Genomic DNA, 14,122 nt, shown 5'->3' with positions numbered 1-14,122 from the left:
AAAATAATGAAGCCAATACTAATTGAAGAAGCACCAACTAAAATAATTGTTAAATATGATTCTATCCCTTTTGAATTACCATTAAATATAAGAGAACAACATCAACAGTTTTGGAATGAGCAAGTAAAGATAAATCCTCATTTTCGTAATGGAGAAGTTTTTACTACTACCGAAATTTTTAAATCTCCTAAGGAATTACAGATCACGGTAGTAAAAACAGACTATAAACACTACTTATATACGATTCGTCACGAAAATACTGATTTTCCGTGTAAAGTAATTTTTACTTGTGCGGCTGTTATAACAAATGACCATTACATTGCATTCGGAAAAATGAACAAACAAACTTCAACACCAGGTCGCTTACAATTTACTGGCGGTGGTTTAGACGAGTCGGATTTAGATGGTTCGTTATTTAATTTGGAGAAAAGTATCGAAAAAGAATTGATTGAAGAAATGGGCATATCAATTAATGAGTCTTATACAAAATCTTTTAGACCAAAATTTATAAAGCGCGGAGGGAAAAATGATTTTGGGCTATCATATTTGAATTAAAGGTTGATTTAACTGCGGATGAATTACAAGTATTATTAGATAAACATAATAAGAGTATATTAGAAAAAGGTGACTTGCCAGAATTTAACGAGTTTCTGTTAGTTTCATTAGATAAAGAGAGTGTTCATTCCTTTTTACAAAATGATCATTCTTTAAAAGAGGAATACTTAGAGCCAATTTTGAAGAAATATATTAGTAATTAACTTTTATAAATTGGTGGTAAAGTGAGAGTAAGTAGATTGTATGTAAGAATGAGCAGGAATAGAAAGCGTTTCAAAAAAGCGAAACGAATTCTCGTTTTGCTTTTTGGTTGTTACACTGTTTTAATTTTTGTGAGCATTGAAATAGCTGTGCCAATAAGCGCACCTATTGTAATACAAATAAATACAAAGAAGAAACTCATTGATGCCCAACCGTCTAACTTAAAAAAGCTTACGACAGCGATTATAAATGATATTCCTATAAGAAGAACACTAGGTATCCAATAATTGTGGTAACTCTTTTTTCGAAGTATTGAAGATAATATGGTAACTATGATGATTTTAACTATAGTTATATAAACAAAGTTTTGCGAATTATATGAAAATCCATTCATTAATGCGGAGTGTTTAGCAATATATATACTAATTAAACTCTTTTTTGTGACTTGATACTTAAGAGGAAATATACCACAATCAAAAAAATCTAATGTAAAATAATCTACTACGACTAGGTGTGCTTTGAAGGTGGAGGGAAATAAATGAGTACTAACCAAAAGGCTCTTGAACTATTTGAACAAAATGAATATGAAAAGGCATTAAAACTTTTTCGACAAGCAGTAGAGGAATCAAGAAATATCCAATCATTAAATAATTTAGCTTGGATGTACAGTTACGAAGAAGAAGATGATCAAAAAGCACTTAAATTATTGAAAGAAGTAATAGAAATGAAGCCTGCTTCTTATTTTCCATACAATTTATTAGGGGAAATTAACCTTAGACAAAAACATTGGAAACTCGCATCGGATGCACTTTCAGAGGCAATTTCGATTCAACCATCCAATGAAGCTTATCAGAATTTAGCAGTTGCAAAATATTATTTAAAAGAATTAGAGGAAGCATCTGATTATTTCTTGCGTGTGGCAGGAAATTCGGATGTTGTTATGTTCAATCATATTAAATGTCTAATCGAGCTTGATAAGAAAACGGAAGCAAAAGAAAAACTAGATACTTTTAGTGAAGATGCAGATGACTTTATAGGAGAGGTGGAAGTTGCCGATTTGTATGTTGAGTTAGGCTGTTTTAAAGAAGCAATTCAGTGGTTTGAAAAGGGGTGGGAAGAATACTGGAAGACCCCTAATTGGGTAAGCCGGTTTGTCTACGCTCTATTTAAAACTAATAATAATCTCCGCATCAATGAGGTAATTCAAGAGTCTATTTTAAATAAAGCTGAAGAAATCCAATCTGCTCATGAAGAAGAGTGTGATGATAATTGGACAGAAAGCGATAAGGAAACACATATGAAAGAATTACTAGAAGAAAAGAATGAATATGAGAATATGGTTAACCGAATGTCATCTGGATATATTCCCTTAATAGAATTTGATCCTGCAACTACTGGGGCATGTTATTTGTTTGGATGCAAGAGACATAACCACCCTGATTATCAAGAATAGGTTAAATAAATCGTTATAGACACAAGTGATGCTTATCACTGCTGATAAAAAATACTTGTATTAAACTAAACACTATAAAAGTATGTCGGGTAAGGCCAGATTTTGCTCGACTAAGTAAGGGGTAGTGTTAAGATGAAAAAATCGGATTTACCAATTGTTTATTCATGTTCTGGGTGTTCCTCTGCAGCACAAACAGCTAACTTAATCGCTATAAGAATGGATCGCGAGAATATTGCAGAAATGTCTTGTATTGCAGGTGTTGGGGGAGATGTTAAGCCGTTAGTTCGGACTGCAAAATCAGGAAGAGAAATAATTGCTATAGATGGCTGTCCACTAGCCTGTTGCAAGCATTCTCTTGCAAGACATGATGTTCAACCGACTCATCATTTTTTACTAAACAACTTTGATGTTCCTAAAAAAATAGGTGCAGACCCAGACCCTAATCTATTTGAAAGTGCATACGCGAAAATATTAGAGTTTAGTCATTAATTTTCACTGTGCATCATAAGAAGACTAAGAAAAGAAGTAACTATTCAGGAAACAAAGGATAGATACTTCTTTTAATGTTGGGTAAGATCAGGAAGAAATGTATTAATATGAATATTCTATATATATTTAAGCCTATTTATAATATTATAATAAATGAGTCAATTTCATAATTAGTAGGTTTAATTAAGAACAAAAATTATTACTTTATTATTCGATTTAAAAGTTGAACCTACTGACTGATGCGGAAAGAGTAGCCTGTTTCTCTACGGTTTAGCTAGCATCGAGACACGAAAGTGCGTTGGAGATTCCAATGTTGTTCGGATTTCACTTTTTAATATTTTTTTCAAATTGACTTAAATAGAGATGGAAATGGGGAGTATAAATGGTTTGGAAAGCAGATATTGAGTTTGTTAGTAAAGATGGTTTTTATATAAGTACAGACAAAAAATACTTGGATATTGATATTATCTATAATTTTTTAAGTCAAGAATCCTATTGGCTAAAAGGAACTTCAAAAGAACTAGTAGAAGCATCAATTGACAACTCTATTCTATGCTATGGTGTTTATGATGGCGATCCAACTAAGGGTTCTCCAAAACAAATTGGTTTTGCTCGTGTTGTATCAGATCTTGTGCGATATTCTTGGTTAGGAGATGTCTTTATACTTCCTGAGTATAGGGGGAATGGTCTAAGCAAATGGTTAATGACTATTATTACGGAGAACCCGAAATTGAAAGGCACTAGTTTTCATTTGGCGACAAGAGATGCTCATACACTTTACGAACAATTTGGTTTCAAGTCTGTGGAGAAAAGTGAAGTAAGTATGTCAAGGCCACTTGATTGGGATTCTATTAATGCAATTTACAATAAGGAAATGGTTTAAATCTCTTATGTACAACATGCAAAATCCATTTCTTTCGCAATTGCTGTTTCATCGAGCATGGCATTTGCAACTCCTGTAACATCTCAACCAATGCGTTAGTAATGACCGCAGGAGGGTATAAATTCTTTGATTTTATCAAGGCGGGGATTCCCTTACAAATAGTTATATTCATCATCATGATGATTGCATTTCCAATTTTTCCCATTGTAATTCGAAAGGAGTTTCTCTTTAAGAGAGGCTCTTTTTGTTTGGAAATATTCTTCTCCAATCAAGTTGGAGTAATATCCATACCATGATTATTTCTAAACTGCTTTGGGGTTAAACCAGTATATTTTTTAAAAGTTTTTATAAAATAACTTTGATCGTTAAAATTTAGCCAAGTACTTATTTCTGAAATTGAATACTTCGTTAACTCTAATAGTCTTTTCGCTTCATCTATTCGTTGTCGTTGAATATATTCACTTACTGGTATACCAACTTCTTTCTTGAAAAGAGATGATAAATAATTAGGACTTAGACTACATATTTTGGCAAGTTGATCAAGTGTAATGTCCCCATACAGATGCTTATAAATATAGTCTTGGCATGTAGTTATTGTTGCAGAATACTTTTCTACATTCAATTGTCGTACTCGCTTTGTATAATCTATTATAGCTTCTTCCATTAAGTTCAATATCGTCTTTAGGCTTCTTAATTCCTCGATTTGTTGAATATAAAAATCACTTAAGGTAAATGCTGTTTCCTCATTTAAGCCGCCTTCAATAGCAGCCCTGCAGACAAGTGCAACTCCAGTTATCATTAAATTTTTTTCACTTCTCAAGCGATTTCGTTTCGATAATAAACCCAATTCTGCCTCACCAACAATAGAGTAATCAAAGGTATCTTTTAATTTATCTATACGTCCATTTCTAACATAATCAAGCAAAACTCGTTCATATGAAAGATTTGAATGAAAAATGAAATTTCTTCTCCCTTTGGAAAGCTCAAGTTCCAGTTCCTCGGATTCAATTATGATTACGTTTAAAGATTTATTATTTTGAAGAACAATCGTTTCATCTAACATTTTGCGGTAAGCTAAATAATAAACCAAGAGGCTAGCCGTTAGAAGTTTTTTCTTATCAATAATTGGTACGGCTTGATAGTAGTCAATGAGCTTCCCTTTGTTTGTATTTCCTTTGAAAATATCCAAAACTTTGCTGATTTCTTCATCTTCTATTTCTGATTCCAACGTAGGGCCAACAATAATTGACCCTAAAAAAAGATTATTTTCTTTAAGATTGATAAAGAAACAGTTCAGATTTGAATTCGAGAAGAAAATGGGGAAATCATGTGGATCCTCCTCATAACTATATAACCTAATCTGCTCTTTGAATTGCTCATAGTATGGATTGTTACGCAGTTCATTTTTTGAAAGTTCATATTCAAACTCACCAAATTGATTGACATAATAAACAGGGATTTGATGGATGTCATAAATGAGCTGACAAATATATTGTAAATCTTCTTTGAATATTTTCATCTATCTTATATTCTCCTCTCACTTTTTTTACCGTGTGTTTTAATAATATTAAAAAAGTACCATTATACGTAAAATACTACAATATATAATTCTTTACACGCAATAATATAGAGGATGTAAGATATTATAACTAAAGGGGAGCTAAACATGGAATTAACAAACAAGATTGCAGTAGTTACCGGTGCTGGAAGTGGAATTGGAAGAGCAAGCAGTTTGAAGCTTGCTCAAAACGGCGCAACTGTTGTATTAGTAGATTACAATAAGGAAACAGGGGAAGAAACATTAAAATTAATCAAAGAACAGGGCGGAGAGGGAATTTTCTTTCAAGCTGATGTATCTAAAAGTGAAGATGTGCAAAACTATGTAAATAAAGCGTTAGAAGTATATGGACAAATAGATATATTTTTCAATAATGCAGGTGTAATCCAAAGGTTCGCGCCTTTCACTACAGTGGAAGAATCTGAATTTGATCGTATTATGGATATCAATGTAAAAGGGGTCTTTCTAGGACTGAAATACGTGTTAAAAGTTATGGAAGAGCAAGGAAGTGGATCGATTATTAACACGGCTTCTACAGCTGGAATTCGCCCAGAGCATAGTGTAGCTGTATATTCTGCAAGCAAACATGCGGTTATAGGATTAACAAAGGGTGCTGCGTTAGAATATGCAAATAAAGGAATTCGGATTAATGCACTTTGTCCAGGTGGAGTTCAAACAGCTTTAACCGCTGGTGTTGCTGATCAGTTTGCAGAGGGTGGTTACATTCCAGAAGAGATTTCAACTATGAGAATCGGGCGATATGCTGAACCGAATGAACTGGCTGAAATGGTAGCTTTTTTAGCATCAGACAAAGCAAGTTATATGACTGGTTCGGTTGTTCTTGTAGATGGCGGTTTAACATTATAGTCTAGAATTTAAGTGTTTCTCTTTTAGCAATAAGAAATTAGAGACCTATTTCACCTATCAGGAAAAGGGTGAATTTTATTTAGTAAAGTTTCTGCTGGGTACAATATTCATCAAACTGACTACACATGCTGGAAGTTTGTTATTCAAATAATGTAAGGAGTTGCTGCGGCAATTCCTTTTTTTTATTCTTAAGAAAAACACATTTTGTATATAATATTCTTTCTTAATTAACATTTAATACTTTCTTAAGACTTTGTTTTCAGGGAGTTAAGTATTAAAGGATACAATATAATTACGTCGACGAATAATAAGTGTAAATTGATAACAGTAGAAATGCTGGATAATTTGGAGGAATTAAGATGAAAAAGCTATTAATATTACTTATTGCAAGTATAGGCCTACTTGGAGCCTGTCAATCAAAAACAAACGAGAATGAAAATGCTAAAAAAGAGGGAGAAACGCAAAGTAATGAAATTAAAACTGCAGAAGAGGAGAACAAGTCAGAAAATAAGGTAACAAATGGGCAAGAAATGGCTAGTATTCTTAGTGACACAAATTGGCAAGGAACAAAGGTTTATGATAAAAATAATAATGACTTAACAAAAGAAAACACAAACTTCATCGGTCTTGCTAAATATGATTTGAAAACAGGAAGATATGAATTTTTTGATGCTATGACAAGTGAAAGTCGTGGTGATAAAGGAACTTTCTTTATCACTAATGATGGGACGAAGAGAATATTAATATCAGAGTCGATGAATTACCAGGCTGTTGTTGATATAACAGAGTTAAATGAAGATGTTTTTACTTATAAAAGAATGGGCAAAGATGCTAACGGCAGTGACGTAGAGGTATTCGTTGAACATGTTCCTTATAAAGAGAAAGAACTTTCTTTTACTGATTCTGACAAGCAGTTGAACACTACTACTGGAGATATTGTTAAAGACGTTGATGGAGATAAAGTTTTAGGTAGTACACTTTGGAACGGAACAAAGGTATTAGATGAAGAGGGCAATGATGTAACAGAATATAATTTAATGTATATAAGTCTGGCAAAATTCGATGACAAAACAAATAAATATGAATTTTTTAACATTGAAACAGGAAAAAGTCGTGGTGATTATGGCTACTTCGATATTGTACACGAAAATAAAGTTAGAGCTCATGTTTCAGTTGGAGATAATAAGTATGGTGCCACTCTTGAAATTACCGAACTAAATAATAATAAGTTTACGTATAAAAGAATTGGTAAAGACAAAGATGGCAAGGATATAACCGTATTCGTTGAGCATGAATCTTATAAAGGTGACCTTAAACCAACATTTACTATATAGTTAAAGTGGAACGGTGATTTCCGTTCCCTTTTTAGGTTGGCACAGGAAGTTGCCACAAAACTTGGAGAATTTTTCCTATCAATACGACTATTTTTACTCTTAGGAGGGATTGCATGTCAATCCGTATGAGAATGTTATTATCCTATACAGCCATGTTAGTTGTAACAATGGGGCTTTTTATAATTAGTGGATTGTTGATGATTTTAGCGATTACAGGGGATATAGGTAGTGTAAAACATTTATTTGCAAATCATTACACGCATAAGCCGATAACAGCACAAGAAGAAAATGTGTTTTTGGACTTAAAATATTTAGCGAAAAAACAACCAAATCAATTATTAAATGAAGGTCCTTTAAAGTTATATGATGAGATGTTAAAAGATGTACCAGCTGGTCTTATTATCCGTAAAGGTGATGAAATGATTTATAAGACAGATACGCTAATCTCGATAACAAGTGCAAATGACCTTCCTTCCTTTGAGCCTTCCAATATAAATGTTAGAGATACGATCAGTTTTGGAAAATATTATTTTTCTTATGTTAAATTTGACTTTTATTATCAAGATAAAGAAGAAGGTAGCATATTTGTCATAAAAAAAGTTAGCCCATATGCAGCATTATCAAAGAATCTATTTCCTATATTAGCTGGTGTTTTACTCCTTTTATTAATTGTAACTAATGGAATACTTAATTACTTGGTTACTAGAAGTATCGCAAAACCTTTAGATTCATTGAAATTTGCGACAGAAGAAATAAGTGAAGGAAATTTAAACTTTAAAATGACTGCAATTACAAAGGATGAAATTGGACAGCTTAGTATGGCTTTTGAAGAAATGCGTCAAAAATTAAAAGAATCAGTAGACATACAGTTGAAATACGAAGAAAACCGTAAGGAACTTATTTCAAATATTTCTCATGATTTGAGAACTCCAATTACGGCCATAAAAGGATATGTAGAGGGAATTAAAGATGGGGTTGCTGATACTCCCGAAAAAATGGACAAATATCTTTCAACGATTTACAGAAGAGCGTCTGATATGGATTCCCTAATTGATGATTTATTTCTTTTTTCAAAGCTTGATCTTAGAAAGATCCAATTTAACTTTGAAGAAATTAATATTGTTCGTTATATCGAGCACTTCATTGAAGAACTAAGCTGGGATCTTGAAGAACAAGGTATCCAAGTACAATTAAATGTTCATTTGGATAATTTTCAAGAGTTGGTGATAGCTGATAGGGAAAAATTAAGGCGTGTTTTAGCCAATATTATTCAAAATTCCATAAAACATATGAAAAATGAAGAAAGGCTTTTACGAATTTCTGTAGCCCATAAAGGTGAAAATATGGAGATTATAATTAGTGATAACGGCAATGGGATTGAACCTACAGCTCTTCCGTATATTTTTGATCGATTTTATCGCGAGGATAGTGCGCGAAATGTTACAACAGGTGGAAGTGGTCTTGGTTTAGCCATTGCAAAACAAATTATTTGTGAGCACGGTGGAGAAATTTGGGCAACGAGTGAATTAGGTAAAGGAACGGACATTTACTTCACACTTAAATATGTCAAAAAAAGAGGTGAACGGATTGAAAAAAATTTTAATTATTGAGGATGACCCTAGCATTGGAGAATTACAAAGAGATTATCTTGTCATTAATGATTATGAGGTTAACCTAGTTGACTCAGGAAAGGTAGGTCTCGAACAAGCGCTTACGGTTGAATATGATTTGATAATTATTGATCTTATGTTACCCCATGTAGATGGTTTTGAAATTTGTAGACAAGTACGGGAAGTAAAGGATATACCGATTTTAATCGTTTCAGCTAAAAAAGAAGATATCGATAAAATTAGAGGTCTCGGTCTTGGGGCAGATGATTATGTGATTAAACCGTTCAGTCCAAGTGAGCTTGTTGCTAGAGTAAAGGCACACTTAGCGCGCTATGACCGTTTAAGTGGTAATAAGCAACAAGATAAACAAGAAATATGTATCAGAGGATTAAGAATTGATGAGACATCACGTAGAGTTTATGTAAATAATAGTGAAGTCAATTTAACCGGTAAAGAATTTGATCTACTAGCATTTCTTGCGAAACGTCCAAATCGTGTTTTTAGTAAGGAAGAACTTTTTGAGTTAATATGGGGACTTGAATTAACGGGAGATACTACGACTGTAACTGTCCATATCCGAAAAATACGAGGGAAAATTGAAATTGACCCTGCAAATCCTCAGTTTATTGAAACTGTATGGGGTGCAGGTTATCGATTTTCTGTGTAAATATGAAAAATACCTTATAGGAAGAGGAGAAAAAGGTGATTTTGAAAAAAGTATTACTTTTATTCATAATTCTATTCTTTTTAATAGGGTGTCAAAACACGAAAGAATCGAATGAAATTGACAATTCTCCAGAGGTAGATGGGGACAAAGTGAATGAACAATTTTTTCAAGCAGCAGAACATGGAAATGTCTCTAAGATTAAGAGTCTATTGGAGTCAGGGATAGATATAAATATTATAGACAATAAGGGTAGAACTGCAGTCATGACTGCAACTTATGCGGACGATCCAGAAACAGTAAAGGTCTTAATCGATTATGGTGCAGATCTAGACATTCAAGATGATATGGAAAACAATCCTTTTTTATATGCAGGAGCAGAGGGCTTCATAGAAATTTTAAGGATGACAATTGACGCGGGTGCTAATCCAAACCTTTTAAATAGATACGGTGGTACAGCACTTATTCCTGCTTCAGAACATGGCTATGTGGAAGTAGTAAGGGAACTTCTAGAGAACACCGATATCGATGTGAATCTTGTTAATAATTTAGGTTGGACTGCCATGATGGAAGCGATTGTTCTAAGCGAAGGTGGTAAGATACACCAGGAAACAATAGAGTTATTAATTGAACATGGTGCAGATGTGAACATATCCGACTCAAGAGGAGTCACTCCACTTCAACATGCGAAAGATAGAGGTTTTGAAGAAATTGAACAAATTCTCCTGCATGCTGGGGCGGAGTGATGAAGTTTTGGTAGCTATTTATATTAAATAGGTCTTTAACTGTTGTAAATATGGTTTTTGTAGACGCAGTCTGCTCTGGTGAAGTTGTTGTAATTTTGGGGTACTGTTATTACAAATACTTAATGGATAGGAGAAGAATATGGAAAACTATTGGATAAAAAACGTTCGACTAGAAAAAGGTTATAAATATGAAAATGGTGTAATTTCAAGCACTTTAACAGAGATCTGTCATATTCGAATGGAAGATGGCAAGATTAAGAATATTGTTCCTTTCGACACGAATATGAATGACGATCTAATAAAATATGATGCAAACCAAATGCTAATGCTACCAACTTTTAAGGAAATGCACATACATATCGATAAAACTTATTACGGCGGTCCATGGAAGGCAATACAACCAGCTACAAGTATTTTTGATAAATTCGATGAGGAAAAAGAACTACTGCCAAAACTTTTACCAACTGCCCAGTACAGAGCAGAAAAAATATTGGAGACTTTACTTGGTTTTGGTTCGACACATGTACGTACTCACTGTAACATAGACCCGGTTATTGGATTGTCAAATCTAGAAGCAACAATGCAAGCACTAGAGAATTTTTCAGGAAAGCTTTCCCATGAAATTGTGGCTTTTCCCCAACATGGACTTTTACGCTCTAATTCTGTTGCCCAAGTTAGACAAGCATTAAAGCAAGGAGCAACAATAGTTGGTGGTGTTGATCCAGGGAGTGTTGATGATAATATCGAAAAATCATTACAAACAATCATGGATATTGCAGTAGAAGCAAATGCAGGTATAGATATCCACCTCCATGACAGGGACACGTTAGGAATGTTAGCTATGAACCGTCTTGCAGATCTCACAGAAGAGGCGAAATGGCATGGAAAAGTAACCGTAAGTCATGCCTTTGGTTTTGCTGGAGAGTCGAGTGAAGGTTCTGCAGAACTTGCTGAACGATTTGCTAAGCTAGGTATATCAATTACCTCATCAGTACCTATAGGTAATCTTATTATGCCAATTCCAATGCTTCGAGAAAAAGGTGTGAAAGTTGAACTAGGAACAGATAGCCTCACAGATCACTGGTCTCCATTTGGCAATGGGGATAATTTAGAGAAGGCTGGACGTTTAGCTGAACTTTACCACCATGTTGACGAATTATCTCTATCTCAATCGTTAGGCTATATCACGGGAGGTATAACTCCTTTAGATAAGGAAGGAAATCAAGTTTGGCCACAAGTCGGCGATAAGGCAAGCGTTGTATTTGTTGATGCCAGCTGTTCAGCAGAAGCTGTCGCTAGAAGGTCGAAAAATCGAGTTGTTCTTTTCAATGGGAATATTGTTGCAGGATCATTTTAAAAAAACTCGTTAACCAAATTAGAACAAGTGGTTCATGTTAAAGAAATCTTCTCTATTGGTCTTATGTGCAATCCATAGATTTTTAATCACTTAACTCCCTCTGTGTGCTCATTGGAAATAACCCATCAAAATGACTCGCAGTTGGACAGGAACTCTTTGCTATAAATTGTATTCATCATCTAGATACGTGCAATTCCTAATTTTATCCCAGTGTAATAACAAAAGAGTTTCTCTATATATTAGAGAGGCTTTTTTTTATTTGACAATTTGCTGGAATATGATATAACTAATACTATTAAGCCTAATACAAAGTATGCAGGTAGGAATAATATGTTTCAAAAAGGGGTTCTAAAAATGGGAAGAGAATTTGTCAATATTTTTGATGGTTGGGCAGACTCTTACGATGCATCCGTTTCTGGTAAAGATCCTGAGTATCGAGATGTATTTAATGGCTATGAAACTATTTTAAATGAGGTAGCTCAACGTGTGTCTGGCACTATTATTGAATTTGGAACAGGTACTGGAAATTTAACTGCGAAGCTAATGGAAGCAGGCTTTTCGGTTATTGGTATCGAACCTAATATTAAAATGCTTGAAGTAACCGCTAAACGTTTTCCCTCTATTCAAGTAATTGATGGGGATTTACTTGAATTTAAAGTAGTAAATGAACATATAGATGCAATTGTAAGTACGTATGTGTTCCATCATTTAACAGATGAAGAAAAGGGTTTAGCTCTAAAAAAATATGCGAATCTGCTACCGAAAAATGGAAAGGTTGTTTTTGCAGATACTGTTTTTCTTACAGAGGCAGCTAAGCAAGCACAGATTTCTAAAGAAAGAAACCGTGGCTTTTTAGATGTAGTAGAAGACCTAGAAAGAGAATACTATACGACTATACCTATATTAGAAGAATTATTTACTGAAGCAGGGTTTCAAGTAGAATTTGTGAAAATGAATGATTATGTTTGGTTAATGGACGCAACAAAAAAATAAGGAGTGATACTCATGAAAAAAATGAATGTAGAAAGCTTTAACTTAGATCACACAAAAGTAGCAGCACCATTTGTACGCCTTGCAGGAACTAAAGTAGGAAACAATGGGGATGAAATCCTTAAATACGATATTCGTTTTAAACAACCAAATAAAGAGCATATGGAAATGCCAGGCCTCCACTCTTTAGAGCATTTAATGGCTGAGAATATCCGCAACCACACAGATCAAGTAGTGGATATTAGCCCTATGGGTTGCCAAACTGGTTTTTATTTGTCTGTCATCAATCATGACAATTTTGATGAAATCCTTGAAATTTTAGAAAAAACATTACAGGATGTTTTAAATGCAACAGAGGTTCCAGCTTGCAATGAAGTCCAATGTGGTTGGGCTGCAAGTCACAGCTTAGATGGTGCGAAAGAAATAGCTTCTGAAATGCTAGCTAAAAAAGATGAATGGCGTCAAATTTATATAGAGGAAGCATAATGAACATATTTAGTAGTGTGCAAGATTTAATAGGCAACACCCCCGTAGTGGAAATAAAACATATACCAATTCCTAATAATTGCCGAATTTTCGCCAAGTTAGAATATCTTAATCCTGGAGGCAGTGTAAAGGATCGATTAGGCTTGTCTTTGATTGAAGATGGAGAAAAGTCAGGAAAGCTTTTGCCAGGTGGAACAATAATTGAACCAACTGCAGGTAATACAGGGATAGGAGTTGCTTTGGCTGCTATTGGCAAAGGATATAAGGTTATTTTTGTTGTTCCACAGAAATTTAGTGTAGAAAAGCAAACACTGATGCGTGCATTGGGGGCTGAGATTGTAAATACAGATACAGCGTTAGGCATGCAGGGGGCTATAAAAAAAGCGGCTGAATTAGAAGCAGAAACACCAAATGCTTTCTCTCCTTCTCAATTCTCTAATCCTGCAAATCCAGCTACGTATACGAAGACATTAGGACCGGAATTATGGCGTGATTTAAATGGTGAAATTGACGTCTTTGTTGCTGGTGCTGGATCTGGTGGAACTTTTATGGGTACTTCAACATATCTAAAAAAGCAAAAAGAATCGATTAAAACTGTTATTGTTGAGCCGGTTGGATCTATATTAAATGGTGGAGAATCAGGGTCTCATGAGACAGAAGGAATAGGAATGGAGTTTCTACCGGAATTCATGGATACTTCGTATTTTAATGCAATCCATACCGTAAGCGACGAGGAAGCATTTCAACAATTAAGGGTACTATCAAAAAGTGAAGGTTTACTAGTCGGAAGCTCTTCTGGAGCTGCTTTTCATGCTGCAATGAAGGAAGCAGAGATAGCGAAAGAAGGAAGTCATATTGTGACGATTTTTCCAGATTCGAGCGAACGGTATTTAAGTCAGAAGGTTTATGAACTATTCAAGGAGGAATAA

At 34.2% G+C, this 14,122-nt stretch carries 16 protein-coding genes; 15 read left to right on the top strand and 1 reads right to left on the bottom strand.

Translation table 11 applies throughout. The features are described from left to right. Positions 1–6: 6 nt before the first annotated feature. From MKY29_RS16190 to MKY29_RS16165, 6 genes are all read left to right on the top strand, one after another. Positions 7–555, top strand: coding sequence for a hypothetical protein (locus MKY29_RS16190; RefSeq protein WP_340880289.1), 549 nt, complete (start codon positions 7–9; stop codon positions 553–555). Between the two features lie 74 nt (positions 556–629). Further along, a complete protein-coding gene (locus tag MKY29_RS16185; RefSeq protein WP_340880288.1) occupies positions 630–758 on the top strand; it encodes a hypothetical protein in 129 nt (42 codons plus the stop codon). A gap of 48 nt (positions 759–806) precedes the next feature. Further along, the gene (locus tag MKY29_RS16180) at positions 807–1,043 is read left to right on the top strand and encodes a hypothetical protein (RefSeq protein ID WP_340880287.1); all 237 of its coding nucleotides are present in this window, start codon (positions 807–809) and stop codon (positions 1,041–1,043) included. A gap of 251 nt (positions 1,044–1,294) precedes the next feature. Further along, positions 1,295–2,209 (top strand): tetratricopeptide repeat protein, encoded by a 915-nt coding sequence (locus MKY29_RS16175; RefSeq protein ID WP_340880286.1) that lies wholly within the window; start codon positions 1,295–1,297, stop codon positions 2,207–2,209. A 132-nt stretch (positions 2,210–2,341) separates the two neighbouring features. Next, positions 2,342–2,698, top strand: coding sequence for a putative zinc-binding protein (locus MKY29_RS16170; RefSeq protein WP_340880285.1), 357 nt, complete (start codon positions 2,342–2,344; stop codon positions 2,696–2,698). Positions 2,699–3,080: 382 nt separating this feature from the next. After that, entirely contained in the window at positions 3,081–3,581 is a 501-nt protein-coding gene (locus MKY29_RS16165; RefSeq protein WP_241598994.1) for a GNAT family N-acetyltransferase, read from the top strand. 268 nt (positions 3,582–3,849) lie between these two features. On the opposite strand, the gene MKY29_RS16160 is transcribed toward MKY29_RS16165, so the two are convergent. Further along, positions 3,850–5,100 carry a helix-turn-helix domain-containing protein gene (locus tag MKY29_RS16160; protein WP_340880284.1) on the bottom strand — a complete coding sequence of 417 codons (1,251 nt, stop codon included), beginning with the start codon at positions 5,098–5,100 and terminating at the stop codon, positions 3,850–3,852. Between the two features lie 147 nt (positions 5,101–5,247). Here MKY29_RS16160 and MKY29_RS16155 point away from each other — a divergent pair, with 147 nt between their 5' ends. From MKY29_RS16155 to MKY29_RS16115, 9 genes are all read left to right on the top strand, one after another. Further along, positions 5,248–6,006, top strand: a complete 759-nt coding sequence (locus MKY29_RS16155; RefSeq protein ID WP_090566651.1) for an SDR family NAD(P)-dependent oxidoreductase — start codon at positions 5,248–5,250, stop codon at positions 6,004–6,006. Between the two features lie 359 nt (positions 6,007–6,365). Continuing rightward, positions 6,366–7,340, top strand: a complete 975-nt coding sequence (locus MKY29_RS16150; RefSeq protein WP_340880283.1) for a DUF4822 domain-containing protein — start codon at positions 6,366–6,368, stop codon at positions 7,338–7,340. A 113-nt stretch (positions 7,341–7,453) separates the two neighbouring features. Beyond that, on the top strand, positions 7,454–8,950 hold the full coding sequence (locus MKY29_RS16145; RefSeq protein WP_340880282.1) for a sensor histidine kinase: 1,497 nt from the start codon (positions 7,454–7,456) through the stop codon (positions 8,948–8,950). Beyond that, positions 8,928–9,617 (top strand): response regulator transcription factor, encoded by a 690-nt coding sequence (locus MKY29_RS16140; protein WP_241598999.1) that lies wholly within the window; start codon positions 8,928–8,930, stop codon positions 9,615–9,617. Before MKY29_RS16145 ends, MKY29_RS16140 begins: the two co-directional genes overlap by 23 nt. Before the next feature lie 38 nt (positions 9,618–9,655). After that, the gene (locus MKY29_RS16135; protein ID WP_445677896.1) at positions 9,656–10,360 is read left to right on the top strand and encodes an ankyrin repeat domain-containing protein; all 705 of its coding nucleotides are present in this window, start codon (positions 9,656–9,658) and stop codon (positions 10,358–10,360) included. 139 nt (positions 10,361–10,499) lie between these two features. Beyond that, complete coding sequence (locus MKY29_RS16130; protein ID WP_340880281.1) at positions 10,500–11,717, top strand: amidohydrolase family protein; 1,218 nt, start codon at positions 10,500–10,502, stop codon at positions 11,715–11,717. A gap of 354 nt (positions 11,718–12,071) precedes the next feature. Next, on the top strand, positions 12,072–12,710 hold the full coding sequence (locus MKY29_RS16125; protein ID WP_340880280.1) for a class I SAM-dependent DNA methyltransferase: 639 nt from the start codon (positions 12,072–12,074) through the stop codon (positions 12,708–12,710). 12 nt (positions 12,711–12,722) lie between these two features. Further along, complete coding sequence (locus MKY29_RS16120; RefSeq protein WP_241599005.1) at positions 12,723–13,193, top strand: S-ribosylhomocysteine lyase; 471 nt, start codon at positions 12,723–12,725, stop codon at positions 13,191–13,193. After that, positions 13,193–14,122: a PLP-dependent cysteine synthase family protein gene (locus MKY29_RS16115; RefSeq protein ID WP_340880279.1), complete on the top strand. Its 930-nt coding sequence runs from the start codon at positions 13,193–13,195 to the stop codon at positions 14,120–14,122. Before MKY29_RS16120 ends, MKY29_RS16115 begins: the two co-directional genes overlap by 1 nt.

Source organism: Psychrobacillus sp. FSL K6-2365, from assembly GCF_038003165.1.
Lineage (GTDB): Bacteria > Bacillota > Bacilli > Bacillales_A > Planococcaceae > Psychrobacillus > Psychrobacillus psychrodurans.
The sequence above is the reverse complement of the archived record's forward strand: the minus strand, read 5'-3'. Positions and strand labels throughout refer to the sequence as shown.